Source organism: Tabrizicola soli (assembly GCF_015999335.1).
In the GTDB taxonomy this organism is placed as follows: domain Bacteria; phylum Pseudomonadota; class Alphaproteobacteria; order Rhodobacterales; family Rhodobacteraceae; genus Tabrizicola; species Tabrizicola soli.
Genome location: NZ_JAEACP010000007.1, coordinates 116,829 through 141,914, shown reverse-complemented (window position 1 = coordinate 141,914; position 25,086 = coordinate 116,829). Strand labels below are relative to the sequence as shown.

The following is a 25,086-nucleotide window of genomic DNA, read 5'->3' as shown; positions in this document are numbered from 1 at the left end:
GCGGAAAGGGATCAGGCGCGCAGCCGGGCCTGATAGTGATGCGCCTGCCAGTCGGCGCGGAACTGCCATTGCTCGGCCGGCTGGCGGGCGGCGATCTCGTCCGGGATCTCGGCCCCGTCGAAGCCCACCCGGCGCAGCATGGCGTACTGGTCGGCGATCACCGGCCCCAGCGCCAGAAGCTGGCCCTTGTAGCCCAGCATCCGCAGCTTCCGGCCCAGGGTGAAGGCGCGGCCGTCGCTGAAGGCGGGGAAGGCGACGCGGATCAGGGTCAGCCGGTCCAGCTGCCCCTCCAGCACCGAGGGATCGTCGGTCTGGAGCAGGTCGACGGCCGTCGCATCGGCGGTCAGCTCGGCCAGCGCCGGGATCCGACGCTCGGGGGCGGGGGCGAAGCCCGCATCGGTCACGATCACGCTCATGCCGCGTTCTCCTTTGGGCGAACGGCCTTGCCGTCGATGAAATGGATCCCACATTCGGTCTTGGCCTGCCCGCGCCAGCGCCCGGCGCGGGGGTCCTCGCCGGGCTTCACCGGGCTGGTGCAGGGCGCGCAGCCGATGGAAGGGTAGCCCTTCGCCACCAGCGGATGCCGGGGCAGGCGGTTCTCGACCATGTATTCCTCAAGATCCTCGCGCCCCCAATGGGCCAGCGGGTTGACCTTGATCCGGAAGTCGCCCTCGTTCTCGAAGAAGTCGATGGTGCCCCGGTCGGCGTTCTGGAACCGCTTGCGGCCGGTGATCCAGCCGTCGAACGGTGCGAGCGCGCGTTCCAGCGGCTCGACCTTGCGGACGTTGCAGCAGGCGTCGGTGTTGAACTGGTGCAGCGTGTTGTCCGGGTCCTCGAAGGCCACGCGCGGTTGCGCGGCCCGGATGGTGCGCACGTCGCAGAGATGCAGCTTCTCGGCCAGCTCGCGCTGGTAGTCCAGCGTCTCCTGGAACAGCATCCGCGTGTCGATGAACAGGACCGGCGTCTCCGGCGCGATGACGCTGACGAGATGCAGGAGCACCACCGATTCCGCCCCGAAGGAGGAGACCAGTGCCACCTGGCCCAGGTCATGGTCCGCCAGCGCGTGCTCCAGCACCGCCGTCGCGGAGTGGTGCTTGTAGCGCGCGTTCAGCGTGGCGACGCGCTCGGCGACCGGGCCTTCGTGACGCCCGTCACGCGGCATCTTGCGCGCCCTCGGAGGCGTAGAGGGCAGCCTTGAACGGCTCCATCCCGACCCGCTTGAAGGCCTGAAGGAAGGTCTCCGACGCCTCCTGCCGCAGGCCCAGATAGGCGCGCAGGATGCGTTCGATCGCGGGCACGATCTCGTCATAGGCAAAGCCGGGCCCGGTCTTCTCGCCGATCACCGCATCCTCGGTGCCGTCGCCGCCAAGGGTGATCTGGTAGTTCTCCACCCCGGCGCGGTCGAGGCCGAGGATGCCGATATGGCCGACATGGTGGTGGCCGCAGGCGTTGATGCAGCCCGAGATCTTGATCTTAAGCGGGCCGATCTCGTGCTCCAGCTTCAGCGCCTCGAAATGCGTGGCCAGCTCCTGCGCGACGGGGATCGAGCGGGCGGTGGCCAGTGCGCAGTAATCCATGCCGGGGCAGGCGATGATGTCCGAGAGAAGCCCGACGTTCGCGGTGCCGAGCCCCGCCTTGACCAGCGCCGCATGCAGCACCGGCAGGTCGGACTTGTGGACATGCGGCAGGATGACGTTCTGCTCGTGGCTGATGCGCAGGTCGCCGTGGCCGTAGCGTTCGGCGAGGTCGGCCAGCAGGCGCATCTGCTCGCTGGTCGCGTCGCCCGGCGTCTTGCCCGGCGCCTTCAGGCTGACGGTGACGATGGCATACTGGTCGTTGCGATGCGCGGTCAGGTTGGTGTCGGCCCAGGCGCGGAACACCGGGTCGGCGGTGTGGAAGGCGTCATAGGCATCGACCGGTGCGTTGCGGAAGGCGGGGGGCGCGAAAGCCTCGCGGATGTCGGCCAGAAGCTTCTGGTCGTTGCCGCCGAACAGCGGCCGCAGGCGGGCGAACTCGGCCTCGACCAGGCGGGTGATCTCGTCCTTGCCGGTCTCGTGCAGGGTGATCTTGATCCGCGCCTTGAACTTGTTGTCGCGGCGGCCGAAGCTGTTGTAGACGCTGAGGACCGCCTCGACATAGGGCAGCAGGTCGGCTTCCGGCAGGAAGTCGCGCACCACCATCGCCACCATCGGCGTCCGGCCCAGGCCGCCGCCCACCAGCACCTGGAAGCCGGTCTCGCCGGCGGCATTGCGGACGATGCGCAGCCCGATGTCATGCGCCGCCGTCACGGCGCGGTCGTTCGGCGCGCCGGTGATGGCGATCTTGAACTTGCGCGGCAGGAACTGGAACTCGGGGTGGTCGGTGGACCACTGGCGCAGAAGCTCGGCATAGGGGCGCGGATCGGCGATCTCGTCCGCGGCGGCCCCGGCGAAATGGTCGGCGGTCACGTTGCGCACGCAGTTGCCCGAGGTCTGGATCGAATGCATCTGCACATCGGCCAGCGCCGAGAGGATCGCGGGCACCTCGGGCAGTTTCGGCCAGTTGAACTGGATGTTCTGCCTTGTGGTGAAATGGCCGTAGCCCTTGTCCCAGGTGTCGGCGATATAAGCGAGCTGGCGCATCTGGCCGGGATTCAGCGAGCCATAGGGGATCGCGATCCGCAGCATATAGGCGTGAAGTTGCAGGTAGAGCCCGTTCATCAGCCGCAGCGGGCGGAATTCATCCTCGGTGAGGCTGCCATCCAGCCGCCGCTCGACCTGGTTGGTGAACTGGGCGACGCGGGTGCGGACGAAGGCTTCGTCGAAGTCGGAATAGGAATACATGGCGCTCAGCTCGCGAGGTCGGCTTGCTTGCCGTGGTTGTAGTTCGAGGGGCCGCGGGTGCGGAACTCCTCGCGGAAATGGGTCGGCTCGGGGCCGCGCGGGCCGGGCCTGGCATCGGCCAGATAGGGGCCGACGATCATCAGCTTCTGCGCCGAGGCGTGCAGGAGGCGCAGCTGGGCATGGGCCTCGTCCTCGATCAGCTCGGCCTCGTGGTGAAGCTCCGACCAGCGGTCGTCGGCGGTCAGATAGACCACGTCGCCCTCGCGCAGGCGGTTGGCGGTCACGATCTTCGGCGTGAAGCGGCGGCTCATGGTCGGGCCCTTCCGGTCAGGGGTGTCGGGGGAATATAGGATATTTTCCCTTATCATGGCCAGTGGCCCTTGCAGATAAGGATGATTGTTCCGATACTGCGGCATGGCGGAACAGGGTTCCGGGAAACGCGGGAGGAAGCGAATGGCGGCCCAGCTGGACGATCTGGACCGGAAAATCCTGTCCGAACTGCAACAGGATGCCGAGCAGTCGCTGGACGAGATCGCGCGCAAGGTGGGCTCGTCCAAGACGCCGGTCTGGAACCGGATCCGCCGGATGCGCGAGCAGGGGGTGATCACCCGGACGACCGCGATCCTGGATGCCGAGGCCCTGGGGCTGGAGGCCTGTTTCTTCGTGCTGATCCGCACCTCCGAGCATGAGGCGGAATGGCAGCGCAAGTTCCTCAAGGCGCTGAAAGAGCGGCCCGAGGTGCTGGAGGCGCACCGGCTGGCGGGAGACATCGACTATATCCTGAAGGTGCGGGTCAAGAACGCCCGGGCCTATGACACCTTCTACCAGGCGCTGATCTCCGAGGTGCGGATCTACAACGTGACCGCGCTTCTCAGCATGGAGGAGATCAAGTCGACCACCGTCCTGCCGCTGTAGCGGATGACCCGTTTCGGGTCACTACCGCCTTGCCTGCATCCGGGCGCTGCTGCATTTCTGGCCCTGCGTCTCTGGCACATCTGTTTGGCGGCAGTGATCGAGTAACGAGTAGACCAGAGACGTCCCTGCCGAAGCGCCGCGCCCGCTCAACCCAGGGCGCCGCGCCGTCCCATGGCATTGACGACCGACACGAAATCGCGGGCGACATCCAGCGGGATGTCGGCCTGCGAGAGCGAGACCAGGATTCCGTCCCGGCTGCACAGCTCGCCCCGGCCACGCTCCTCGAGCAGGCCTTCGGCGAGGAGTTGCGCCACATGGCGGCGCACGGTCTCGAGCGGGATGTCCAGCACCTCGGCGATGCGGCGGCGCGAGATGGTGCCGCAGTGTTCCGGCCGCAGCGGCGCGGCGCCGCGCGTGGCGGGATCCATCTCGTCCGGATTGCGCAGGAGCTTCTGCACCGTGGCCAGCACGATCACGAAGAACACCTGGAACGGCTCCGCCCGCAGGCCGAAATGCTGTTGCATCCGCAGCATCGCGCCGAGGATCGTATTGCCCATGTCATTGGCTACGATGCGCTCGTTGGCCGTGAAGCCGGGCTTGTCGATCTTCAGGCGCATGGGCCGGACCTGTTCAGGGCTGGTCCCGGCCGAGACTGGCGCGGCCGGGCGATTGCGAGGGGTTCAGGTGCTGACCGGCAAGGCCTTCAGCCCGTGGAAATGGTAGACATCGGCATAGCGCGGCGGGGCGGCCAGCCGCAGCCGGGGGTGGCGCCGGAACAGGATCGGCAGCGCGATCTGCAACTCCAGCCGGGCCAGCGGCGCGCCGACGCAGAAGTGGAGACCGGCGCCGAAGGTGGCGAGCGGTTTCGGCGGGCGGGCGGGGTTGAAGCGGGCCGGGGCCTCCCAGACGCCGGGATCGCGGTTGGCGGCCGCCAACAACAGGCCCACCTTGTCGCCGCGCCGGAAGCGGTGGCCCATGACCTCCACCTCCTCATAGGCCCAGCGGGTGAACATGTGCAGCGCCGGGTCGAAGCGCAGGATCTCCTCGACCGTCGCCTCGATGCTCTCGGGGTCCAGCGCCTCGGGGGGCGTTCCGCTTTCCAGCAGCGCCTTCACCCCGTTGCCGATCGTGTGCACCGTCGCCTCGTGCCCGGCGTTCAGAAGCAGGATGCAGGTCGAGATCAGCTCGTCGGTCGAAAGCTTCTCGCCCTCGCTCTCGGCGGCGATCAGCTGGGTGATCAGGTCGTCGGCGGGCCGGGCGCGGCGCTCCTCGGCATAGGCGCGCAGGAAGGCCACGAAAGCCTCGGTCGCGGCCACCGCCTTGTCCTCCATCGCACGGCTGCGGCCGGCCATGTACATGCCGACCATCGCGTTCGACCAGTGCAGGAGGTCCGGCGCCATCGCCTCGGGCACGCCGAGGAGGCGGGCGATGATGCGGACGGGCAGGGGCTGGGCGAAGGCGGCCAGCAGGTCGAACTCCCCCTCCGGCATGGCCTCGGCCAGTTCGGTCGCCAGCGCGGTGATCTCGGGGGCCAGGCCCGCGATCCGGCGCGAGGTGAAGGCGCGCAGCACCAGGTTGCGCAGGCGGGTGTGGCGCGGCGGCTCCAGCTCCAGCATGGAATGGGCCTCGACCGCGTAGAAGGGGGCGAGATGCGGCGGGATGGCCGGGGGCGAGACCGGCTCGCGGCCGAAGCGGCGGTCGCGGAAGATCGCGTTCACGGCGGCCGCGTTGCCGGTGCAGGTCAGGTCATAGTCCTGCCAGTGGAAGAACGGGCCGAGGGCGCGGGCGCGTTCGTAGAACGGGTAGGGATCCTGGACGAAGCCGGGATCCTTGGGCGACTGCGTCAGGCTTTGCATCAGCGGCTCTCCCGGATGAGCAGGCCCTGGGCGATCAGCGCGCCGAGGACGACGATGGCGGCCCCCAGGGTCTGCCACCAGTTCCAGATCCCTCCAAGCAGGAAGACGATGACCATGGTATAGAAGGGCGTGGCATTGCTGTGCATCGAGGCCGCGCCGATGCCCAGGCGTCCGACCACGACGATCCAGAGAAGCTGGCTGATCGCCAGCGAGCCGATGCCGAAGACCGCCAGCCCCGCGAATTCGGCCGGCCCGATGGCCTGCCAGTCCGGCCACTGGCCGCGGATCAGCCCGTCGCCCGCCGCCGCCGCCAGCGCGATGGCGGCGCAGCCCGTGATGGTCACGGAGCAGCGGCCAAGGGGCGTGAGGTGGGGCAGGGCGCGCACCGTCTCGCGCGAGCCCCAAGTGTAGCACAGGGTCGAGACGAGGGCGGCGAGGATGCCGACCCCGAAGTCCATCCGGCCCCCGGCCCCGCCGACGGCGATCACGCCGCCGCCGACCGAGAGGACCAGCCCGACCGCCAGCGCGCGGGTGAACGGGCGTTTGTCGGCGATACATTCCAGCAGGATGCCGATGACCGGCATCACGGCGGTGACGATGGCCACGGTCACGGCGTCGTTGTAGTGCAGGGCCAGGACGATGAAGAACGAGCCGAGGCCCAGGGTGACGAAGCCGATCCAGGCCCCGGTCAGCCAGTCGGCCTGAAGGATGGCGCGGCGCCCCTCGATCAGCCACCAGAGCGGCACAAGGACCATTGCCGCCAGCGTGGCCCGCCCGGCGGTCAGCGCGACCGGAGGCATGTGCGGCAGGATCAGGTCGGCGGCGGGCAGTCCGGCGGCCCAGACCACCATCGAGGCCAGGCAGATCAGGTTCGCCAGCAGAAGCGGCCGGCGGGTGGTCGGGGAAATCGCGGTCATCGGGTCACGCTAGGCGGCTTGGGGTCGGGCGGCTGCTCCATCCGCGACCCTTCCTGTCGTCCTCAGGCGTCGGCGAGCGCGGCCACGATCGCGGCGAAATCGGCGGCCTTCAGGCTGGCGCCCCCGACCAGCGCGCCATCGACATCGGGGAGCGCGAAGATCCCGGCCGCATTCGAGGGCTTGACCGAACCGCCGTAAAGCAGGCGCAGTCCTTCGGCCTCGGCCCCGATCAGCCCGCGCAACCGGCTGCGCAGGAAGGCGTGGACCTCGGCGATCTCGGCCAGGGTCGGGGTGCGGCCGGTGCCGATGGCCCAGACCGGCTCATAGGCGACGATCAGGGTGGCCGCGCTGGCCCCTGCGGGAAGCGAGCCGTCAAGCTGGCCGCCGATCACGGCCAGCGTCCGGCCCGCGTCGCGCTCGGCCTCGGTCTCGCCGATGCAGACGACGGCGACAAGACCTGCCCCGATCGCGGCCTGGGCCTTGGCGCGCACCTGGTCGTCGGTCTCGCCATGGTCGGCGCGGCGCTCGGAATGGCCAAGGATGACATGGCTGGCGCCCGCGTCCCGCAGCATCGCGGCCGAGATGTCGCCGGTATGCGCGCCCGAGGCCGCGGCGTGGCAATCCTGGCCTCCGACCCTCAGCGCCGAGCCCCGCGCGACCTCGGCCATGCGGGCGATCAGTGTGGCGGGCGGGCAGAGGAGCATGTCGCAGTCGGGCTCGGGCCGGGCGGCGATCAGCGCCCGCACCTCGGCCAGGTCGGCCCCGGTGCCGTTCATCTTCCAGTTTCCGGCGGCTAGCTTCTTCATCGGCGCGGGTCTCCCTGCTGTCTGCCTCGGACTAGCCGGTCGGGCCGGAAAGGGAAAGGGACGCGCTCACCCCTCGTCGCGGAACTTGATCGACTCGCCGCAGCCGCAGGCCTCGACCACATTGGGGTTGCGGAACTTGAAGCCGCTCTCGATCAAGCCGGTCTCATAATCCAGTTCGGTGCCGATCAGGAACATCTGCGCCATCGGCGCGATCATCACCCGCGCGCCGTCCTGCTCCACCACCTCGTCCAGCGGGTTCACCTCCGAGACGTAGTCCATGGTGTATTCCATGCCCGCGCAGCCGCCCTTCTTGACGCCGATGCGCAGGCCGGAGGACCCCTGGCGCGACATCAGCCGCGCGATCTGGCGGCTGGCGGCGGGGGTCATGGTCACGGCGGCCTTGCCTGGAATGCCGAACATGGGATGCTCCTTTTCCCCCAATCTAGGGCGAGACCGGAAGGATTCCAAGCGGGGGCAGGGCAGCCAGTGCTGCGAGAGTGGCATAGGCCGCGACCAGCGCCCAGCCGAACGAGGCCAGCGTGCCGATGATCACGTATTCCGACAGCGCCCGGTCGTCCTTGACCGCGCCGAAGCGCAGGATCGACTTCGCCGCGATCAGCAGGCCCACGCCTTGCGCCTGGCCGAGAAGGACCAGCGCGAAGATCAGCCCGCGCTCCAGCAGGCCGATCACCCGCCCCGCTCCGGGCAGGCTTTCGGCCGTCACCTCGGGCAAAAGCCGGGCGGCAAAGGGCCCCATCAGGAAACCCACCGCGAAGCCCCCCGCGCGCGTGGCGACGACGGCCCCCGCGATCAGGGCCATCAGCCCCGGCAGGGCCGTGATGCCGGCCCAGAGACCGCTCTCCCAAAGCGTCGGCTGCCAGTGGGCAAGGGCGACAAGCGTCGCCAGATGCGCCGCCTGGTCCAGAAGGAAGGGCCGCAGCCCGCCGCGCGTCCGCGCCTTGAGGGCGTCGATGGCGACATGCAGCGCGGAGAGCCACAGCAGGCTCCAGTCCAGGCAGCCCGTCGCGGCGATTGCCGTCGCCAGCACCGCCGCGCCATGCGAGGCAAGCCCCTGCCACCGGCGCTTCATCGCGACCATCCAGCCGCTCTGGAACACGAAATCGGCCAGGACATGGGCGAGGAGGAGCGCGGCGAGGGTTTCAGGCATCGGCGGTCTCGGGGCTGAAGCTGGTCCGGAAGGCCTGGATCATCTCCTCCAGCAGCGGGTAGTCGGCGGCGCGCAGCCGGGCATCCACCGCCTGCCGCGTGATGCCGAGCTTTCCGGCAATCGTCTCGTTCGACTGGCGGTCGTCGGCCGGGCTGCCGGGATCCAGCTTCAGCGCCATCGCCTCGGCCTGGCCCGTGGTCCAGCGTCCCGCAAGGTCCGAGGCGACGGTGAAGGCGAGTTTCTGGAACAGGTCGATCCTGCCGCCGCCGGGCCATTCCCCGTCCAGCGCCAGCAGGCGGTCGGGCTTCATCCGGTCCAGCGCCCGGCCCGAGGCGGTGAAGGCGGGGCCCATGGCGGTGGAGAGATCGGCCGCGTCGGTCGGATATTCCGCGCCGATGCCCACCGCGATCCGGCAGCCGGGCAGCTCCGGCGTGCCGCGCAACCGGGCCAGGATGAGCAGGCAGGCCCGGAGGCAGTCGCCGGGCCGGATCAGGCGGATCTGCCAGCCATCGCCACGGAAGCGGGTGAAATCGCTGCGCGGACCCAGCGCCGCGGCGCAGTCGCGGATGACCCGCATCGCCTGGTCGACCGCCTGCGGCGAGGCTTCGGTCGAGCGGATCAGATCCCCGGTAAGGATGGCGACAATTCTGGTCATGCGCAAAGTATTCGGCTTGCGAACGACGAATGCAATGGAAATGTTTTGCCTGTCAGGGATGCAAGGCGATCACTTTGCAACGACCCAGGGCAAAGCCCTACATGAACCCCAGTTCAAGCCGCGCCTCGTCGGACATCATGTCCATGCCCCAGGGCGGATCGAAGGTCATGTGGACATCGACCTGCTTCACGCCGGGCAGGGGTTCCACCGCATTGGCGACCCAGCCCGGCATCTCGCCCGCCACCGGACAGCCGGGGGCGGTGAGGGTCATGATGATGTCGACCTCGTTCTCGGGGCCGATCTCGATCGTGTAGACCAGCCCGAGATCGTAGATGTTCACCGGGATCTCGGGGTCGAATACCGTGCGGCAGGCCTCGACGATCTCCGGATACAGCGGATGGTCGGTGCTGGAGGGCTTGATCAGCGGAGCACCCTCGATCTGGTCCTGCATGTCTATGGTCCCGGTCTGGTTGTTGACCGATTATATAGGGAATACGCGGACCAAGGTCCAGAGCCGCTCAGAACGGGATTTCGTCGTCCATGTCCGAGGACCTGCCGCCCCCGCCGCCCTGCGATCCGCCGCCAAAGCCGCCGCGGCCGCCCTGCGCGCCGCCGCCGCCGTAGCCCCCGCCCTGGCCGCCCTCGTCATAGCCACCGTCGCGGTCACCATAGCCGCCGCCACCGCCGCCCGCGCCGCCGCCTTCGCCCCGCCCGCCCAGGAGGGTCAGGTTGCCGGAATAGGGCCGCAGCACGACTTCGGTGGTGTACTTGTCCTGGCCGGACTGGTCCTGCCATTTCCGCGTCTCGAGCTGGCCCTCGATATAGACGGTGCTCCCCTTGCGCAGATATTGCTCAGCGATCTTTCCCAGCGCCTCGTTGAAGATCGCGACCGAATGCCATTCGGTGCGCTCCTTGCGCTCGCCCGTGTTGCGGTCGCGCCAGGTTTCCGAGGTGGCGATGCGCAGGTTCACCACCTTGCCGCCGTTCTGGAAGCTGCGCACCTCGGGATCGCGGCCGAGGTTGCCGATGAGAATGACCTTGTTGACCGACCCCGCCATGCGATTCTCCTGTTCTGGTCCGCGCCAGCATCGGGGCGGATGGTTTACAAATCCTATACCGGCGCCCCGGCACCGCTGCAACTCGGCTTGGATGCGGCCGGGATCGGCGGTTTCCCGCCCCAGGGGCGCGGCGGGGTGGGGAAAGCCCGCCGATTCGCGACTGGAAAAATTCCTGCGCGCGGCTATAGTCGCCCGCGACAAGAACAGGGGACGGGGTGTCAGGTGACGGCTTCCGGCACGGCAATCGCCAGGCTTGCGCTGGCCTTCGGGCTTTGTCTCGGCGGCGAAGCGATGGCCGAGGGGCTGAAGCTCAGCGGCTCGACCAAGTCGCGGACGGCGATCTTCGCCTCGCAGGCGGACCTGATCGACCGCAAGCTGAAGAAGCAGTACAGCGGCTCGGTCAAGTATACGCCGAAGTTCAAGGCGGGCGAGGCGGCGGCGGCCGAGGCGGTGCCGAAGTTCCGCGGCAGCTACAAGGGCGAGTATCTCGAGGTCGCCAAGGCCGCCGCGCGCAAGCATGGCGTGCCCGAGGACCTGTTCCTGCGCCTGGTGCAGCGGGAGTCCGGCTGGAACCCCGGCGCGGTCAGCCACAAGGGGGCGACGGGCCTGGCGCAGCTGATGCCGGGGACGGCCTCGAAGCTGGGCGTGGACATCGACGACCCGGCCGAGAACCTGGACGGCGGCGCGCGCTATCTGCGGATGATGTACGACAAGTTCGGCAGCTGGCGGCTGGCGCTGGCCGCCTACAACGCCGGGCCCGGCGCGGTCGAGCAGCATGAGGGGATCCCGCCCTATGCCGAGACCGAGGATTACGTGAAGGCGATCCTCGGGTAGGGTGGGCGATGCGCCCACGTTGCGCGGCGCGTGGGCAGATTGCCCACCCTACGGGGTAGGCACAGCGACCGTTGGGCATGGCCCGCGAATCGCGCGCCACGGCCGCTACTCCGCGGCGATCTTGATCACCGGCTCCATCTTCTCCAGCACCTCGCGGGAGAGGTGGCACTTGATCTGGTGGCCGCCCTCCAGCACCTGCACCGGCGGCACCTCGCGGTCGCACAGGCCCCCCGGCACCTGGGACTTCCAGCGGCAGCGGGTCTGGAACGGACAGCCCGGCGGCGGATTCATCGCCGAGGGGATGTCGCCCTCCAGCACGATGCGCTTGCGGGTGACATGGGTGTCGGCGATCGGCACGGCGGAGAGCAGCGCCTCGGTATAGGGGTGGTAGGGCGGGCTGAAGACCTGGTCGGTCGTGCCCATCTCCACCACATGGCCGAGATACATCACCATCACCCGGTCGCTGAGATAGCGCACGATGCCGAGGTCGTGGCTGATGAACAGCAGCGTCGTGCGGTTCTCGCGCTGGATGTCCATCAGGAGGTCGGTGACGGCGGCCTGCACCGAGACATCCAAGGCCGACACGGGTTCGTCCGCCACCACCACCTTGGCGCCGCCGGCAAAGGCCCGCGCGATCCCCACCCGCTGCTTCTGCCCGCCCGAAAGCTGGCGCGGCATCCGCTCGGCGAAGGCGCGGGGGAGTTTCACCAGGTCGAGAAGCTCCAGCATCCGCGCCTGCCGCTCGGCGTCGGTCTTGCCGTATTTGAAGATCTCCAGCGCCCGAATGATCTGCCGGCCCACGGTCATCGAGGGGTTGAGCGTGTCGAACGGGTTCTGGAACACCATCTGCACCGAGGATACCGTGTCGGTGTTGCGCTTCTGGATCGGGGTCGACTGCACGTTCTCGTCGAAGAGCATGATGCTGCCGCTGGTCGCCGTCTCCAGCCCCATCAGCACCTTGGCGAAGGTCGACTTGCCGCAGCCCGACTCGCCCACGATGGCCAGGGTCTCGCCCTCATGCGCCTCGAAGCTGAGGGTCTCGTTCGCCTTCACCACCTTCCTGGCCCCGCCGCCGAAGGCCCCGCCCGAGACCGAGTAGTATTTCTTCAGGTCCTCCATCCTCAGGACCACCGGGCCGATTTCGGCCTTTTCCTTCACCGCCCGCGCGGCGGGGGGCGCGGTCCAGTCGATCTCGTCCCAGCGCAGGCAGCGCGTCCCGTGCCGGTCGCCGCCGGGGACGGGGACCATCGGCACCTCGGCGGCGTCGCAGCGGCCCTTCTGGAAATAGCTGCAGCGCGGCCCGAAGTTGCACCCCTGCGGGCGTTCGTGCGGCAGCGGGAAGTTGCCGGGGATCGAGATCAGCGGCCGCGCGTTCTTGTCCGCGCCGGGCAAGGGGATCGAGCGGAAGAGCGCCTGGGTATAGGGGTGGCGCATCTCGTCGAAGACCTCGGCCACATTGCCGGTCTCGACCGCCTCGCCGGAATACATCACGCAGATCCGGTTGCAGACATCCATGACGAGGCCGAGGTTGTGGCTGATGAACAGCATCGAGGTGCCGTATTTCTCGGCCAGGTCCTTGACCAGATCGACGATCCCGGCCTCGACCGTCACGTCGAGCGCGGTGGTCGGTTCGTCGAGGATCAGGAGCGCGGGCTTGGCCATCAGCGCCATGGCGATGACGATGCGCTGCTGCTGCCCGCCCGAGAGCTGGTGCGGATAGGAATTGAGGATCCGGTCGGGGTCGGGCAGGCGCACGTCGGCGACGATCTGGCGGGCGAGCCTCCAGGCCTCGGCGCGGCCCATGCCGGAATGGATCATCGGCACTTCGGCCAACTGCGCACCGATCTTCATCGCGGGGTTGAGGCTGGCCATCGGCTCCTGGTAGATCATCGCGATCTCGGAGCCGCGGATCTGGCGCAACTCCTCCTCGCCCATCGTCGTGAGGTCGCGGCCCTTGAAGCGGATGGAGCCGCCGGTGATCCGGCCGGTCTTGCCGAGTTCGCGCATCACGGCGAGGGCGACTGTGGACTTGCCGCAGCCCGACTCGCCCACCAACCCCATCGCCTCGCCGGGCATGACGGTGCAGGAGAAATCCATCACCGCCGGGATCTCGCGCAGGCGGGTGAAGAAGCTGATCGACAGATGGTCGATCTCAAGGATCGGTTGCGAGGGGTCCCAGTCGGCCATGGTCATCTCCTTTGGCGGGCGGCGGACCGGGGGTTTCACACCCCCGGACCCCCGTGGGATATTTGGAAACAGAAGAAGGCCATCAGTCCCTGAGGCTTTCTTCGCGCAAGCCGTCGGCGAGGAGGTTCAGGCCGAGCACCAGGCTCATCAGCGCAATCGCGGGGGCGACGGCGGCATGCGGGAAGAGGGCGAGCGTCTTGCGGCCGTCGTCGATGGTGGAGCCCCAGTCGGGGCTGTCCGGCGCGACACCGAGGCCGAAGAAGCCGAGCGTTCCGAGCAGGATCGTGGTATAGCCGATCCTGAGGCAGAAGTCGACGATCAGCGGCCCGCGCGCGTTGGGCAGGATCTCCCACAGCATGATGTACCAGGGGCCCTCGCCCCGGGTCTGGCCCGCCGCCACATAGTCGCGCGCCTTGAGGTCCATCACGATGCCGCGCACGATGCGGAACACGGTGGGCGCGTTCACGAAGACCACCGAGACGAAGACGTTCAGCAGGTTCGGGTCCATCCGCCAGACCCCGAGCGGGTCGCTGTTGAAGGCAAGGCCGGAATAGGCCCAGAACCCGAGCAGCAGCACCACGCCGACATAGAGGTTGCGCTTCGCCGGATCGGTGAAGAAGCGCGCGTTCAGAAGCACGGTCAGGAAGAGGATCGGGAACAGGAACAGGACCGCGGCCATGGCGACCGGGATGCCGGTCAGCCGGATCTCGGGCGTGACCAGAAGGTAGAACAGCAGGATCACCGGGAAGGCCAGCACCAGGTTCGCGATGAACGACAGCGTGGTGTCGAGCCTGCCGCCGAAATAGCCCGCCGGCACCCCCAGCGTGATCCCGACCATGAAGGCGAACAGCGTGGCCGGCGGCGCGATCGACAGGACCGAGCGCGCGCCCATCACCATCCGGCTGAAGACGTCGCGGGCCAGGTGGTCGCCGCCAAGCAGGAAGTGGCTGTACTGCCCCTCGGCCGCGCCTTTCAGCACCGTGCCGAGCGGCTTGTTCTTCATCCCCGAGAACTGGGCATAGGGGTCAAAGGTGACGATCTGGTCGGCGAACAGCGCGGTGAAGACCCAGAACATCACGATGCCGAAGCCGATCATGCCCACCGGGCTGTCGAAGAGCTTGCCGTAAAGCCCGAGCCGCCGCCGGAAGGCGAAGGAGAGGGCGAAGGTCGCGGCCAGCGCGATCCAGACCGGCAGGAACTGCGCGAGGATCCGGCCCAGGATGGCGGTATAGGAAAGCGTGTCCATGCCCGTCCCCTACGAAAGCCGGATGCGCGGGTTCAGGAAGACATAGCCGATGTCCGAGACGAGCTGGGTGACCAGCACCACGAACACCGCCACGACCGAACAGCCGAGCAGCAGGTTGATGTCGTTGTTGCCCGCGGCCTGGACCAGCGTCCAGCCGAAGCCCTTGTAGTTGAACAGGGTCTCGACGATGACCACCCCGTTCAGAAGCCAGGGGAACTGCAGCATGATCACCGTGAAGGGTGCGATCAGCGCGTTCCGCAGCGCGTGGCGCAGCACGACCTGGGCGAAGCTCACCCCCTTCAGCCGCGCGGTGCGGATGTATTGCGCGGTCATCACCTCGGTCATCGAGGCCCGCGTCATCCGCGCGATATAGCCGATGCCGTAAAGCGCGATGGTCATCACCGGCAGGGTGAAGCTCCAGAAGCTGATGTTGTCGGGCGAGGCGGCGCCGAGGAACAGGGTCTTGCCCTCGATCCAGCCCCATTCCGCCAGAAGCGGCGACAGGCCGGTCACGGGCGAGGCCAGGAGTGCAACCAGGATCACGCCCGAGACATATTCCGGCGTCGCGGTCGAGGCGATCGAGAAGGTCGAGAGCACCCGGTCGGTCCGCGATCCCTCGCGCATCCCCGAGACGACGCCGATCACCAGCGCGGAGGGCACCATGACGATCATCACCCAGAGCATCAGCCAGCCGGTCGCCCCCAGCATCCCGGCCAGCGCGGGCAGGACGGGTTTCTTGAAGAAGGTCGAATGGCCCCAGTCGCCCTGCAGCACGCCGCAAAAGCGCGGGGCGGCGGCGGGGTCGCTGCCTGCGGCGAAGCAGCGGCCGCGCGCCACGCCCTTGTCGTCCGTCGCGGTCCAGCCCGGCACCACGCCCAGCCACTGGCCGTAGCGGCTGAAGACCGATCCGCCATGGCCGTTCTGCACGATCCAGGAGGCGACGGCCTCGTCGGACATGCGGACCGAGCCCTCGCTGCGGGCAAGCTTTTCCAGATTGGGCGGCAGGTTGGTCAGGAAGAAGACCACGAAGGTCAGCACGAAGGCCGTCAGGACCATCAATCCCAGGCGACGTGCGATGAAGGCTGGCATCGGATTACCTCTGCTCCATGCGGGCAAGGTGCGCTGCCGCGTGGCGGCACCGGCTAGGGCAAGCAGATATCGGCGAAGGGGCCGGGCGGTGGAACGCCCGGCCGGTCACCGGATCAGGCAAGCGACCACTTGTAGTGCAGGTGGTCGTTCGACGGATGCCGCTCGACGTTCACGCCTTCCCGGGCATGGGCGAAAAGCGAGCGCCAGTAGGGCTGGATGATATAGCCCTCGTCCTGCAGGATCGCCTCCAGCTTGGCCGTGACCTCGCGCCGGGCGTCGGCGTCGGCCAGGGCCAGGGCCTGCACCATGGCCGCGTCGAACTCGGGGTTCGACATCCCGGTCTCGTTCCACGAGCCGGTGGTGGTATAGGCGAGGCTCATGTTCTGCACCGCCAGCGGCCGGTGGTTCCAGGTCGTCGAGGAGAACGGATACTTCTGCCAGTCGTTCCAGAAGGTCGAGCCCGGCATGACCGTATGCTTCACGTTCAGGCCGGCATCCTTCAGCTGCGCCACCACGGCGGCGGTGGTTGCGGCCTCGAAGCCGTCGTCCAGCGAGATCACCTCGAACTCGGCATCGCCAAGGCCGGCGGCCTGCACCGCGGGCATCAGCTTCGACGGGTCGATCACCTGCGGCGGCAGGGCGGCGTATTCCGGGTGGATCGGGCAGGCATGGTGGTTCTCGGCCGTGGTGCCCAGGTTGTTGTAGCCCAGTTCCAGCACGACCTTCGGATCGACCGCGAGCTGGATCGCCTGGCGCACGGACTTGTCCTTGTAGAGGTCCGAACTGGCCGAGTTCATCCGCACCACGAGGGTGGCCGCGGTGACGACCTCGAGCTTCTTCCAGCCCAGGGCGTCGAGTTGCTCGATGAAGTCGCCGGTGGTCTCGTAATTGCAGTCGACCTCGCCCGCGGCGGCAAGGTTTACCATGGTCGAGGGGTCGGTGCCGAAGTCGATGTAGTGGATCTCGTCCAGGGGCGCGGTGCCGCCCCACCAGCTATGGTTCGGCGCGCGCACCAGGATCGCCTTCTGGCCGACCGAGACCTCCTGCGGGACATAGGGCCCGGTGCCGATCGGGTTGGTCGCCGGATCCGAGCCGTCGACATAGCTGGAATGCATCACCGCGCAGGGATAGTCCGAGAGGTTCGGCACGATCGCCACGTCCGAGGAGGAGAGGTTCAGCTGGACCGTGGCATCGTCCACCTTGACCACCGCGCCCTCGCGCAGCTGCTTGGTCGTCTCGTCGGCCAGCGCCAGGAAGCGGCTCGCGGTCGAGTTGCCGTCGACGGTGCCGTCGGCCCAGCGGGCAAAGTTGCGCACCACGTCATCGGCGGTGAAATCGTCGCCGTTGTTCCACTTGACGCCCTGGCGCACCTTCAGCGTGTACTGGGTCGCGTCGGCGTTTGCCTCCCAGCTTTCCAGCAGGCGTCCCTCGAATGTGCCGTCGGCGTTGTACTGGATCAGGTACTCCAGCCAGCCGCGGTAGATGTTCGAGATCTGCGGCCAGTCGGCGGTGCGCGGGTCCTTGGTGCCCTTCACTTCCATCGCGCAGCGGATCACGCCGCCGATCTTCGCCTCCTGCGCCTGAGCGGGGGCGGGCAGGCCGATCAGGCCGTAGGCGGCTGCGGCCGAGACGCCAAGCGCGGTCGAGCGGGCCAGGAACTCGCGCCGGCTAAGCTTGCCGGCCGCGAATTCCTCGGCATGCATCCGCGCGGCCGGGTGGATCCGGGCGGAATCGGTCTGATGGGTCATATGTCTCTCCCTGACTGGCTGTATCGTTATCGTTCTTGTTTCCGGTTGCCCGAACCATCGGCAATCCCCGGCGCCGGGGCGCGAACCCCAGGTCAGGCCAGCCGCGTCTCCGCGCGTCCCCGGCCTGCATTGCGCAACTTTTTGGCCCTCACGTCAACGGCTGCTTTCGTCGCTTCTCGTAACGAACGCGACATGCGGCAGGGTCGGAATTCCGCCCTTTCACGCAGGGATTGCAGTCAGATGCCGCGACGGAAGGCGGAAGGCGACTTCCCGGTCAGGTGCTGGAAGGCGCGGGTGAAATAGGCGGCCGAGTTGAAGCCGAGCTGTTCGGCGATGCGCCCGACCGGCAGCCGCGTCTCGGACAGGAGCTTGCGCGCCTCGAAGATGCGGCGGTCCTGCAGAAGCGCACTCGCGGGGCGGCCGCAGGCGGCGTTGCAGCAGCGCGTCAGGTGGGTGGGGGTGACGCCGAGGGCGGCGGCGAAATCGGCCACGCCCATGCCGGTGCGGAAGTTCCGCTCCAGCAGCGAGGTATAGCGCGTGACCAGCCGCCGTGTCGCCGTCGGCCGCGCCGCCTCGGCCGGGTCGGCCTTGCGGGCCTGGCGTTCCAGCCAGACGCCCAGGAGGCCCAGGTAATGCGTCGTCGCCCGGTCGTGCGCGGGGGTGTCGCTCTCCAGCTCGCGCAGGATCGAATCGAGCAGGACATTGACCTCCTGCTGGGCATGGACCTCGCGGATGCGCAGGTGCAGCGGGGTCTGTGGCAGGACGACCTCGCTGTCGCGGCCGAAGAAGACCGCCGTGCCGAAGACCTGCGGCCCGGCCTCGAACCCGTGCATCACCCCGGCCGGAATGAAGATCGCGTTGTTCGTGGTATAGCCCCGCGTGACGCCCGCGATGGTGATCCGGCCCTGGCCCTTGGTGAACCACAGCAGGCAGGGTTCGGACAGCGAGCGCATCGCCTCGACCCGCCAGCGGCCGCCGGCGGAGAGGCGGGGGATGGCGACGAGGCGGACAGAGGAGGTGGGCGACGGGATGTTCATCGCGCTGGGACCCGGATGGTGGAGCTTGCGCAAGTAAAGCAGCCCCGGTCCGCGATCCCAAGGGAAATCCGCAGCCCGGCCGGGGACTTGTCCACCGAAATCGTGATTTTCTGTGCACAACCCTGTGGATAAGCGGAAATCCGCGTAAAGGTCGCGCCGCAACGCCATGTCAGGGCAGGGAAATCAGACGCCAGTCCCTCATGTTCGATCTGAACCAGGTCCGCTGCCGCTTGGCATATTGCCGGCTGGCCAGCCGGGCGGCCCCGGTCGCCTCGTCCAGGGTTCGGTCGCCGCGCAGATGCGCCACCAGCTCCGGCCCCCCGATCGCGCGCGAGGAGGGCAGGCGGGGGTTCCAGCCGGCCAGGTTCGCCCGCGCCTCCTCGACCGCGCCTTCGGCCAGCATGGCGGCGAAGCGGCGGTCGATGCGGTCGTTCAGCCAGGGAACTTCCGGTGCAAGAACAAGGGCTTCCACCTGCCCGAGCGGCAAGAGCGGGGCCGGCGTCTCGGCCTGCCAGGCCGCAAGGCCCCGGCCGGTGGCGCGCCAGACCTCCCAGGCGCGCTGCACGCGGACGCCGTTCAGGGGGTCGATCCGGGCCCGCGTCTCGGGGTCGAGTTCGGCCAGGAGTGCGGCGCGGCCTTCGGCCTCCATCCGGGCGTCGGCCTCGGCCCGGACCGGGGGCGGGACTTCGGGGATCTCGGCCAGGCCACGGGTCAAGGCGTTGAAATTCAATCCGGTTCCCCCCACGACCACCACGGGCCGGGCCAGAAGCGGCGCCACCTCGCGCAGCCAGTGGCCGACGGAATAGGGCGCGTCGCGGGCGACATGGCCGTAAAGCGCATGCGGCAGGGCCGCCTCATCGGCCAGAGAGGGGCGGGCGGTGAGAATCCGCCAGTTTTCATAGACTTGCAGCGCATCGGCATTGACGATCAGCCGCCCGTCGCGCGCGGCAAGCTCCATCGCCAGGGCGGATTTGCCGCTGGCGGTGGGGCCGGCGATCAGGACCGGCGCCTCGCGCGAGATGTCGTCGATCCGCAAGCCGATCCCCCGTTGAACCCGCCGCGGTTTTGCGACATTTTGCGGCGCAGTCCAAACACAAAACGATATGCAGAGGGTGCCATGTCCGAACAGGCCACCAAATACAGCCGTGTGATGCTCAAGATCTCGGGCGAGGCGCTGATGGGAGACCAGGGCTATGGCCTGCATCCGCCGACCGTGGCCCGGATCGCCGAGGAGGTGAAGTCGGTCCGCGACATGGGGGTCGAGATCTGCATGGTGATCGGCGGCGGCAACATCTTCCGGGGCCTGCAGGGCAGCGCCCAGGGGATGGAGCGCACGACGGCCGACTACATGGGGATGCTGGCCACGGTGATGAACGCGCTGGCGATGCAGTCGGCGCTGGAGGCGATCGGTGTGTTTACCAGGGTGATCAGCGCGATCCCGATGGACCAGGTCTGCGAGCCCTATATCCGCCGCCGCGCGGTCCGGCACCTGGAGAAGAAGCGGGTCTGCATCTTCGCCGCGGGCACCGGCAACCCCTATTTCACCACCGACACCGCGGCCACGCTGCGCGCCAGCGAGATGGCCTGCCAGGCGATCTTCAAGGGCACCAAGGTGGACGGGGTCTATGACAAGGACCCGAAAAAGCACGCCGATGCAAAGCGTTACGAGCATGTCACCTATGACGAGGTGCTGGAGAAGCACCTGGGCGTGATGGATGCCACCGCCATCGCGCTGGCCCGCGACAACGACCTGCCGATCATCGTCTTCAGCCTGGACGAGCCGGGCGGCTTCCGGGGAATCCTTTCGGGGCAGGGGACCTATACCCGGGTGCAGGGCTGATCCGGCCGGAAAGCGCCGGACGGCTGCCTTCCGTCTGGCATCCGTCTGGCATCCGTCTGGCACCTGCGCGCCGCGACCCGCGTTAACCGGATCGCGATCCGGGCCGCGCCGAACCGGCGCTTTGGCCTATACCCGAGGCCCGTGGCTCTGCTATAGAGCCGGAAAACCGCCGGGCCGATCCCGGCAGTGAAGGTAAGGAACATGTCCCATGGCACATGAAGAGATCGAGATCGACACCGACGACCTGCAGCGCCGGATGGATGGCGCGATGACCGCGCTGCGGCACGAATTCGCCAGCCTGCGCACCGGGCGCGCCTCGGCCTCGATCGTCGATCCGATCCAGGTGGACGCCTATGGCCAGATGACCCCGATCAACCAGCTGGGCACGGTGAACGTGCCGGAACCCCGGATGGTGGTGATCAACGTCTGGGACAAGGCGATGATCGGCAAGGTCGAGCGCGCGATCCGCGAGAGCGGCATCGGCATCAACCCGGTGACCGACGGCCCGCTGATCCGCCTGCCGATCCCCGAGCTGAACGAGGAGCGCCGCAAGCAATTGTCCAAGGTCGCGGCGGGCTATGCCGAAAGCGCCAAGGTCGCGATCCGCAACGTGCGCCGCGACGGGATGGACCAGATCAAGAAGGCCAAGGCCGCCGGCATGGGCGAGGACGACCAGAAGATCTGGTCCGAGGAAGTGCAGGAGATGACCGACAAGGCCATCGCCGCCGTGGACAAGGCGCTGGAGGCCAAGCAGGCCGAGATCATGCAGGTCTGAGGCGGGGTCGGGCGGGTGTCGAAGGATCTGGCAAGCGACGCCGCCCTGCGGCCGGTCAATCATCTGGCGATCATCATGGACGGCAACGGCCGCTGGGCCACCAATCGCGGCCTGCCGCGGCTGGTCGGCCACCGGCGTGGGGCCGCGCGGGTGAGCGAGATCGTCAAGGCCGCCCCCGACCTCGGGGTGAAGTGGCTGACGCTCTACGCCTTCTCGACCGAGAACTGGAAACGCTCGACCGAGGAAGTGCTGGGCCTGATGGCGATCTTCGCCCGCTATATCGAGCGCGAGGCCGACCGGCTGGCCAAGGCCGGGGTGCGGATGCGCTTCATCGGCGACCGGGGGCGGCTGGATCCAAGGTTGCAGCGGCTGATGGCCGGGATCGAGGCGCGGACCGCCGGCTGCGAGCGGCTGAACCTGACGGTGGCGGTGAACTACGGCGGAAGGGACGAGATCCTGCGCGCCGCCCGCAAGCTCGCCGAGGATGTGGCCGCGGGCCTGCTGGACCCGCGCCACCTGACCGAGGGCGCCCTTGCCGGGCGGCTGGACACGGCGGGCCTGCCGGACCCCGACCTGGTGCTGCGCACCAGCGGCGAGACGCGGACCTCGAACTTCCTGCCCTGGCAGGCGGCCTATTCCGAATACGAATTCACCGGCACGCTCTGGCCCGATTTCACGCCCGAGGAACTGGCCGGCATCATCGCGCGCTTCGGCAACCGCGAGCGCCGGTTCGGAGGCGTGCTGAAATGACCGGCATGGACCCTTCGTCGGGCTCGATCCCCCCCGGCCGCCCGGTCGGGCGCTGGGAGGACCTGCGCAAGCGGGTGCTGTCGGCCGTGGTGCTGGTCGCGGTCGGCGGGGCCGAGATCTGGCTGGGCGGGCCGTCCTTCGCGGCGCTGGTGGTGCTTCTGATCGGGGCGATGGTCTGGGAGCTGGCGACGATGACCGCGCCCGAGCATCGGCTGACGCCGCTGGCCCTGGGCGGGCTGGCGGGCCTGTGCCTGGCGGCGGAGCTTTGGCTGGACGATCCCTTCGCCACGGTGCTGCTGCTGGTGCCGGCGCTGGCCATCGCGCTGACCGACCGGCGCGACCGGCGGCTGTCCAGCCTTTATTCGGTCGCGATCATGGTGGCGGGCTACGGGCTGGTCGATCTGCGGGCGACGGCGGGGACGCCGGCGATCCTGTGGCTGGTGCTGATCGTCATGGCCTCGGACGTGCTGGGCTATTTCGTCGGCCGGATCGTCGGCGGGCCGAAGTTCTGGCCGAGGATCAGCCCGAAGAAGACCTGGAGCGGCACCCTGGCCGGCTGGATCGGGGCGGCGGGCGTGGGCCTTGGCTTCTGGGCGCTGGGACATGGCGGGCCGGGGCTGGTGCTGCTGTCGGCGCTGGTCGCCCTGGCCGGGCAGATGGGCGACATCTGGGAAAGCTGGATCAAGCGGCGCTGCGGGGTGAAGGATGCCTCCAGCCTGATTCCGGGCCATGGCGGGGTGCTGGACCGTTTCGATGCGCTGATCCTGGCCATCGTGGCGGTGATGGTGCTGGGACTGTTCTTCAACCTGCCCCTGCCGGGGACGGTGGCCGGCTGATGCGCAGCGTGTCGGTCTTCGGGGTCACCGGCTCGATCGGGGCGCAGACGCTGGACCTTCTGCGCCGCGCCGGCGGGGCGGGGGCGTTCCGGGTGGTGGCGCTGACCGGGGGGCGGAACCTGGCCGCCCTGGCCGAGGCGGCGCGCGAGTTCCGGGCCGAGGTGGCGGTCTGCGCGGATGAGGGCGGGCTGGCGGAGCTGCGCGAGCGGCTGGCGGGTTCGGGCGTGGCGGCGGCGGCCGGGGCGGCGGCGATCGCCGAGGCGGCGGACCGCCCGGCCGACTGGGTGATGAGCGCGATCGTCGGCGCGGCGGGGCTGGTGCCGGGGCTGCGGGCGCTGCGGCACGGCGGGGTGCTGGCGCTGGCGAACAAGGAATCGCTGGTCACGGCGGGGCCCTTGCTGATGGCCGAGGCGGCGGCGCATGGCGCGCGGATCCTGCCGGTGGACAGCGAGCATTCGGCGATCTTCCAGGCGCTGGCGGGCGAGGAGATCGCGGCGGTCGAGCGGATCATCCTGACCGCGAGCGGGGGCGCCTTGCGCGACTGGCCGCTGGAGCGGCTGGCGGGGGCCACGGTCGACGAGGCGCTGGCGCATCCGAACTGGGCGATGGGGCAGCGGATCACCATCGACAGCGCCTCGATGTTCAACAAGGCGCTGGAAGTCATCGAGACGCGCGAGTTCTTCGGGGTCGAGCCGGGGCAGGTCGAGGTCATCCTCCATCCCGAAAGCCTGGTCCACTCGCTGGTCGGCTTCCGCGACGGGGCGATCATGGCGCATATGGGGGCGCCGGACATGCGGCACTCGATCGGCTATGCGCTGAACTGGCCCCGGCGCGAGGCGCTGCCGGTGGCGCGGCTGGACCTGGCGCAGGTGGCGAGCCTGACCTTCCGCGCCCCGGACGAGGCGCGCTATCCGGCGCTGCGCCTTGCGCGCGAGGTGATGGCGCGGCGCGGGCTGGCGGGGGCGGCGTTCAACGCGGCCAAGGAGGCGGCGCTGGACCAGTTCCTGGCCGGCGCCATCGGTTTCATGGACATGGCGGCCGTGGTCGAGGCCGCGCTGGAGGTGCTGGAGCCCGAGATGGGCCCGGCAAATCTGCCGCAGGGCCTTGAGGATGTGCTGGGGATGGACCATCTCGCAAGGCAGAGGGCCGGCGAGATCGCCGCCCGGATCGCAGGAGGCCGCTGAGGCATGGATTTCTTCGCAACCCTCGGCGCGGCGGTCGGCGGCACGGCCTGGACGACCTTCTTCTTCATCCTGGCGCTGTCGGTCATCGTCTTCGTGCACGAATACGGCCATTACATCGTCGGCCGCTGGTCGGGCATCCATGCCGAGGTCTTTTCGCTGGGCTTCGGCCCGGTGGTCTGGGCGCGGCGCGACCGGCGCGGCACGCAATGGCAGATCGCGGCCATTCCCTTCGGCGGCTATGTCAAGTTCCTGGGCGATGCCGACGCAAGCTCGGTCCGGCAGGGCGATGTCTCGGGCCTTACGGCCGGCGAGAAACGGCACACGATGGCGGGCGCGCCGCTCTGGGCGCGGACAGCGACCGTGGCGGCGGGGCCGGTCGCCAATTTCATCCTGACCTTCGCGCTTCTGATCTCGATGGCCGTGGCCTTCGGCGTCCCGCGCGAGGAGCCGACCGTGGGCGAGGTCCGCGCCTTCCCGTTCCAGGGCCCCTCGCTGCAACCGGGCGACGTGATCACCGCCATCGAGGGCCGGCCGACCCCCGACGCCGCCGCCTTCGGCGCCGCGATGGAGAACCTGCCGGTCGAGCGGGTGATGCATTACACCGTCCGGAGGGGAGACCAGACGCTGGAGGTCGAGGGACCGCATCTGCACGCGCCCATCGTCGGCTCGGTCGTGATCCGCTCGGCGGCCATCGACGCGGGGCTCGAGGAGGGCGACGTGATCCTGTCGCTGGACGGGCATGAGATCACCACCTTCCTGCAGCTGCGCGAGATCGTGCAGCAAAGCGAGGGCCGCGCGCTGCCGATGCAGGTCTGGCGCAAGGGCGAGACCTTCGACCTGACGCTGACCCCGCGCCTGCGCACCACCGAGGACGAGGGCGGGCAGCTGGTCGACCGCTACCAGATCGGCATCTTCGCCGGCCTCGCCTTCGAATTCGCCACCCGCAGCGTCGGCCCCTGGGAGGCGGTGACGCTGGCGGGCAACCAGGTGGTGGGGATGGTCGGCTCGACCTTCTCGGGGCTGTGGAACATCGTCTCGGGGCAGATCACCAGCTGCAACCTTTCGGGGCCCATCGGCATGGCAGAAAGCATGGGCGATGCGGCGCGGATCGGGGGCGAGAGCTTCATCCTGATGCTGGCGGTCATGTCGCTGGGGGTGGGGATCCTGAACCTGTTCCCGATCCCGGTGCTGGATGGCGGGCATCTGGTGTTCTACGCCTATGAGGCGGTGATGCGCCGCCCGCCGCCGGACCGGGCGCTGAAGGCGCTGATGATGGCGGGGATGACCATCGTCATCGGCATCATGCTGTTTGCGCTGTCGCGCGATCTGCTCTGCGTCTGAGGCGGGCGGGGCCGGCGCCCTG

At 68.8% G+C, this 25,086-nt stretch carries 27 protein-coding genes; 8 read left to right on the top strand and 19 right to left on the bottom strand.

The window, feature by feature from the left end:
• Nucleotides 1–11 precede the first annotated feature (11 nt).
• The 4 genes from I7S92_RS08115 to I7S92_RS08100 are packed head-to-tail and all read right to left on the bottom strand — an operon-like array spanning nucleotide 12 to nucleotide 3,133.
• Entirely contained in the window at nucleotides 12–416 is a 405-nt protein-coding gene (locus I7S92_RS08115) for a DUF934 domain-containing protein (protein WP_197642989.1), read from the bottom strand.
• Entirely contained in the window at nucleotides 413–1,162 is a 750-nt protein-coding gene (locus tag I7S92_RS08110; RefSeq protein ID WP_197642988.1) for a phosphoadenylyl-sulfate reductase, read from the bottom strand. The genes I7S92_RS08115 and I7S92_RS08110 overlap by 4 nt, the downstream gene beginning before the upstream one ends.
• Nucleotides 1,152–2,822: a nitrite/sulfite reductase gene (locus I7S92_RS08105; protein WP_197642987.1), complete on the bottom strand. Its 1,671-nt coding sequence runs from the start codon at nucleotides 2,820–2,822 to the stop codon at nucleotides 1,152–1,154. The genes I7S92_RS08110 and I7S92_RS08105 overlap by 11 nt, the downstream gene beginning before the upstream one ends.
• Nucleotides 2,823–2,827: 5 nt before the next feature.
• Nucleotides 2,828–3,133, bottom strand: coding sequence for a DUF2849 domain-containing protein (locus I7S92_RS08100; RefSeq protein WP_197642986.1), 306 nt, complete (start codon nucleotides 3,131–3,133; stop codon nucleotides 2,828–2,830).
• Nucleotides 3,134–3,275: 142 nt separating this feature from the next.
• On the opposite strand from I7S92_RS08100, the gene I7S92_RS08095 reads away from it, so the two are divergent.
• Entirely contained in the window at nucleotides 3,276–3,737 is a 462-nt protein-coding gene (locus I7S92_RS08095; RefSeq protein WP_197642985.1) for an Lrp/AsnC family transcriptional regulator, read from the top strand.
• Nucleotides 3,738–3,883: 146 nt separating this feature from the next.
• On the opposite strand, the gene I7S92_RS08090 is transcribed toward I7S92_RS08095, so the two are convergent.
• The 9 genes from I7S92_RS08090 to ssb all read right to left on the bottom strand — a co-directional run bounded on the left by I7S92_RS08090 (nucleotide 3,884) and on the right by ssb (nucleotide 10,197).
• Nucleotides 3,884–4,354 (bottom strand): helix-turn-helix domain-containing protein, encoded by a 471-nt coding sequence (locus I7S92_RS08090; RefSeq protein WP_197642984.1) that lies wholly within the window; start codon nucleotides 4,352–4,354, stop codon nucleotides 3,884–3,886.
• A 63-nt stretch (nucleotides 4,355–4,417) separates the two neighbouring features.
• The gene (locus I7S92_RS08085; protein ID WP_197642983.1) at nucleotides 4,418–5,593 is read right to left on the bottom strand and encodes a cytochrome P450; all 1,176 of its coding nucleotides are present in this window, start codon (nucleotides 5,591–5,593) and stop codon (nucleotides 4,418–4,420) included.
• Entirely contained in the window at nucleotides 5,593–6,510 is a 918-nt protein-coding gene (locus I7S92_RS08080; protein ID WP_197642982.1) for a DMT family transporter, read from the bottom strand. The genes I7S92_RS08085 and I7S92_RS08080 overlap by 1 nt, the downstream gene beginning before the upstream one ends.
• 62 nt (nucleotides 6,511–6,572) lie before the next feature.
• Nucleotides 6,573–7,316: a triose-phosphate isomerase gene (tpiA, locus tag I7S92_RS08075; RefSeq protein WP_197642981.1), complete on the bottom strand. Its 744-nt coding sequence runs from the start codon at nucleotides 7,314–7,316 to the stop codon at nucleotides 6,573–6,575.
• A gap of 66 nt (nucleotides 7,317–7,382) precedes the next feature.
• Nucleotides 7,383–7,736 (bottom strand): HesB/IscA family protein, encoded by a 354-nt coding sequence (locus tag I7S92_RS08070; protein ID WP_197642980.1) that lies wholly within the window; start codon nucleotides 7,734–7,736, stop codon nucleotides 7,383–7,385.
• Nucleotides 7,737–7,758: 22 nt separating this feature from the next.
• The gene (locus I7S92_RS08065; RefSeq protein WP_197642979.1) at nucleotides 7,759–8,484 is read right to left on the bottom strand and encodes a DUF3307 domain-containing protein; all 726 of its coding nucleotides are present in this window, start codon (nucleotides 8,482–8,484) and stop codon (nucleotides 7,759–7,761) included.
• A complete protein-coding gene (locus I7S92_RS08060) occupies nucleotides 8,477–9,139 on the bottom strand; it encodes a hypothetical protein (protein ID WP_197642978.1) in 663 nt (220 codons plus the stop codon). Before I7S92_RS08060 ends, I7S92_RS08065 begins: the two co-directional genes overlap by 8 nt.
• Before the next feature lie 97 nt (nucleotides 9,140–9,236).
• The gene (locus I7S92_RS08055) at nucleotides 9,237–9,590 is read right to left on the bottom strand and encodes an SUF system Fe-S cluster assembly protein (protein ID WP_197642977.1); all 354 of its coding nucleotides are present in this window, start codon (nucleotides 9,588–9,590) and stop codon (nucleotides 9,237–9,239) included.
• A gap of 67 nt (nucleotides 9,591–9,657) precedes the next feature.
• The gene (gene ssb, locus I7S92_RS08050) at nucleotides 9,658–10,197 is read right to left on the bottom strand and encodes a single-stranded DNA-binding protein (protein ID WP_197642976.1); all 540 of its coding nucleotides are present in this window, start codon (nucleotides 10,195–10,197) and stop codon (nucleotides 9,658–9,660) included.
• Between the two features lie 291 nt (nucleotides 10,198–10,488).
• Between ssb and I7S92_RS08045 the strand changes: the two genes are divergently transcribed.
• Entirely contained in the window at nucleotides 10,489–11,031 is a 543-nt protein-coding gene (locus I7S92_RS08045) for a lytic transglycosylase domain-containing protein (RefSeq protein WP_197643053.1), read from the top strand.
• 105 nt (nucleotides 11,032–11,136) lie between these two features.
• Here I7S92_RS08045 and I7S92_RS08040 read toward each other — a convergent pair whose 3' ends face one another.
• From I7S92_RS08040 to miaA, 6 genes are all read right to left on the bottom strand, one after another.
• The gene (locus I7S92_RS08040) at nucleotides 11,137–13,218 is read right to left on the bottom strand and encodes a dipeptide ABC transporter ATP-binding protein (RefSeq protein ID WP_197642975.1); all 2,082 of its coding nucleotides are present in this window, start codon (nucleotides 13,216–13,218) and stop codon (nucleotides 11,137–11,139) included.
• 82 nt (nucleotides 13,219–13,300) lie between these two features.
• Nucleotides 13,301–14,464 carry an ABC transporter permease gene (locus I7S92_RS08035; RefSeq protein ID WP_197642974.1) on the bottom strand — a complete coding sequence of 388 codons (1,164 nt, stop codon included), beginning with the start codon at nucleotides 14,462–14,464 and terminating at the stop codon, nucleotides 13,301–13,303.
• A gap of 9 nt (nucleotides 14,465–14,473) precedes the next feature.
• Nucleotides 14,474–15,553: an ABC transporter permease gene (locus I7S92_RS08030; protein WP_197642973.1), complete on the bottom strand. Its 1,080-nt coding sequence runs from the start codon at nucleotides 15,551–15,553 to the stop codon at nucleotides 14,474–14,476.
• Nucleotides 15,554–15,666: 113 nt separating this feature from the next.
• Nucleotides 15,667–17,301: an ABC transporter substrate-binding protein gene (locus I7S92_RS08025; protein WP_197642972.1), complete on the bottom strand. Its 1,635-nt coding sequence runs from the start codon at nucleotides 17,299–17,301 to the stop codon at nucleotides 15,667–15,669.
• A 236-nt stretch (nucleotides 17,302–17,537) separates the two neighbouring features.
• Complete coding sequence (locus I7S92_RS08020; protein ID WP_197642971.1) at nucleotides 17,538–18,338, bottom strand: AraC family transcriptional regulator; 801 nt, start codon at nucleotides 18,336–18,338, stop codon at nucleotides 17,538–17,540.
• 169 nt (nucleotides 18,339–18,507) lie between these two features.
• Nucleotides 18,508–19,374: a tRNA (adenosine(37)-N6)-dimethylallyltransferase MiaA gene (miaA, locus tag I7S92_RS08015; RefSeq protein ID WP_242070123.1), complete on the bottom strand. Its 867-nt coding sequence runs from the start codon at nucleotides 19,372–19,374 to the stop codon at nucleotides 18,508–18,510.
• 81 nt (nucleotides 19,375–19,455) lie between these two features.
• Here miaA and pyrH point away from each other — a divergent pair, with 81 nt between their 5' ends.
• The 6 genes from pyrH (at nucleotide 19,456) to rseP (ending at nucleotide 25,064) form a co-directional block, all read left to right on the top strand.
• Nucleotides 19,456–20,178 (top strand): UMP kinase, encoded by a 723-nt coding sequence (gene pyrH / locus I7S92_RS08010; RefSeq protein WP_197642969.1) that lies wholly within the window; start codon nucleotides 19,456–19,458, stop codon nucleotides 20,176–20,178.
• A gap of 208 nt (nucleotides 20,179–20,386) precedes the next feature.
• Nucleotides 20,387–20,953, top strand: coding sequence for a ribosome recycling factor (gene frr, locus I7S92_RS08005; protein WP_197642968.1), 567 nt, complete (start codon nucleotides 20,387–20,389; stop codon nucleotides 20,951–20,953).
• 75 nt (nucleotides 20,954–21,028) lie between these two features.
• Nucleotides 21,029–21,703 (top strand): polyprenyl diphosphate synthase, encoded by a 675-nt coding sequence (gene uppS, locus I7S92_RS08000; RefSeq protein ID WP_197643052.1) that lies wholly within the window; start codon nucleotides 21,029–21,031, stop codon nucleotides 21,701–21,703.
• Nucleotides 21,700–22,539 carry a phosphatidate cytidylyltransferase gene (locus I7S92_RS07995; protein ID WP_242070122.1) on the top strand — a complete coding sequence of 280 codons (840 nt, stop codon included), beginning with the start codon at nucleotides 21,700–21,702 and terminating at the stop codon, nucleotides 22,537–22,539. The genes uppS and I7S92_RS07995 overlap by 4 nt, the downstream gene beginning before the upstream one ends.
• Nucleotides 22,539–23,723: a 1-deoxy-D-xylulose-5-phosphate reductoisomerase gene (gene dxr / locus I7S92_RS07990; RefSeq protein WP_197642967.1), complete on the top strand. Its 1,185-nt coding sequence runs from the start codon at nucleotides 22,539–22,541 to the stop codon at nucleotides 23,721–23,723. The genes I7S92_RS07995 and dxr overlap by 1 nt, the downstream gene beginning before the upstream one ends.
• A gap of 3 nt (nucleotides 23,724–23,726) precedes the next feature.
• The gene (rseP, locus tag I7S92_RS07985) at nucleotides 23,727–25,064 is read left to right on the top strand and encodes an RIP metalloprotease RseP (RefSeq protein ID WP_197642966.1); all 1,338 of its coding nucleotides are present in this window, start codon (nucleotides 23,727–23,729) and stop codon (nucleotides 25,062–25,064) included.
• Nucleotides 25,065–25,086 lie beyond the last annotated feature (22 nt).

Bases quoted from the DNA above. Each gene is read 5' to 3' on its own strand.
- dxr (WP_197642967.1), top strand. From the start codon at position 22,539: ATGCGCAGCGTGTCGGTCTTCGGGGTCACCGGCTCGATCGGGGCGCAG.
- I7S92_RS08070 (WP_197642980.1), bottom strand. From the start codon at position 7,736: ATGTTCGGCATTCCAGGCAAGGCCGCCGTGACCATGACCCCCGCCGCC.
- I7S92_RS08095 (WP_197642985.1), top strand. From the start codon at position 3,276: ATGGCGGCCCAGCTGGACGATCTGGACCGGAAAATCCTGTCCGAACTG.
- I7S92_RS08020 (WP_197642971.1), bottom strand. From the start codon at position 18,338: ATGAACATCCCGTCGCCCACCTCCTCTGTCCGCCTCGTCGCCATCCCC.
- I7S92_RS08100 (WP_197642986.1), bottom strand. From the start codon at position 3,133: ATGAGCCGCCGCTTCACGCCGAAGATCGTGACCGCCAACCGCCTGCGC.
- I7S92_RS08040 (WP_197642975.1), bottom strand. From the start codon at position 13,218: ATGGCCGACTGGGACCCCTCGCAACCGATCCTTGAGATCGACCATCTG.
- I7S92_RS08065 (WP_197642979.1), bottom strand. From the start codon at position 8,484: ATGCCTGAAACCCTCGCCGCGCTCCTCCTCGCCCATGTCCTGGCCGAT.
- I7S92_RS08060 (WP_197642978.1), bottom strand. From the start codon at position 9,139: ATGACCAGAATTGTCGCCATCCTTACCGGGGATCTGATCCGCTCGACC.
- I7S92_RS07995 (WP_242070122.1), top strand. From the start codon at position 21,700: ATGACCGGCATGGACCCTTCGTCGGGCTCGATCCCCCCCGGCCGCCCG.
- rseP (WP_197642966.1), top strand. From the start codon at position 23,727: ATGGATTTCTTCGCAACCCTCGGCGCGGCGGTCGGCGGCACGGCCTGG.
- I7S92_RS08080 (WP_197642982.1), bottom strand. From the start codon at position 6,510: ATGACCGCGATTTCCCCGACCACCCGCCGGCCGCTTCTGCTGGCGAAC.
- pyrH (WP_197642969.1), top strand. From the start codon at position 19,456: ATGTCCGAACAGGCCACCAAATACAGCCGTGTGATGCTCAAGATCTCG.
- ssb (WP_197642976.1), bottom strand. From the start codon at position 10,197: ATGGCGGGGTCGGTCAACAAGGTCATTCTCATCGGCAACCTCGGCCGC.
- I7S92_RS08035 (WP_197642974.1), bottom strand. From the start codon at position 14,464: ATGGACACGCTTTCCTATACCGCCATCCTGGGCCGGATCCTCGCGCAG.
- I7S92_RS08105 (WP_197642987.1), bottom strand. From the start codon at position 2,822: ATGTATTCCTATTCCGACTTCGACGAAGCCTTCGTCCGCACCCGCGTC.
- I7S92_RS08115 (WP_197642989.1), bottom strand. From the start codon at position 416: ATGAGCGTGATCGTGACCGATGCGGGCTTCGCCCCCGCCCCCGAGCGT.
- I7S92_RS08090 (WP_197642984.1), bottom strand. From the start codon at position 4,354: ATGCGCCTGAAGATCGACAAGCCCGGCTTCACGGCCAACGAGCGCATC.
- frr (WP_197642968.1), top strand. From the start codon at position 20,387: ATGGCACATGAAGAGATCGAGATCGACACCGACGACCTGCAGCGCCGG.
- I7S92_RS08055 (WP_197642977.1), bottom strand. From the start codon at position 9,590: ATGCAGGACCAGATCGAGGGTGCTCCGCTGATCAAGCCCTCCAGCACC.
- tpiA (WP_197642981.1), bottom strand. From the start codon at position 7,316: ATGAAGAAGCTAGCCGCCGGAAACTGGAAGATGAACGGCACCGGGGCC.
- I7S92_RS08110 (WP_197642988.1), bottom strand. From the start codon at position 1,162: ATGCCGCGTGACGGGCGTCACGAAGGCCCGGTCGCCGAGCGCGTCGCC.
- I7S92_RS08085 (WP_197642983.1), bottom strand. From the start codon at position 5,593: ATGCAAAGCCTGACGCAGTCGCCCAAGGATCCCGGCTTCGTCCAGGAT.
- I7S92_RS08025 (WP_197642972.1), bottom strand. From the start codon at position 17,301: ATGACCCATCAGACCGATTCCGCCCGGATCCACCCGGCCGCGCGGATG.
- uppS (WP_197643052.1), top strand. From the start codon at position 21,029: ATGGACGGCAACGGCCGCTGGGCCACCAATCGCGGCCTGCCGCGGCTG.
- I7S92_RS08045 (WP_197643053.1), top strand. From the start codon at position 10,489: ATGGCCGAGGGGCTGAAGCTCAGCGGCTCGACCAAGTCGCGGACGGCG.
- I7S92_RS08030 (WP_197642973.1), bottom strand. From the start codon at position 15,553: ATGCCAGCCTTCATCGCACGTCGCCTGGGATTGATGGTCCTGACGGCC.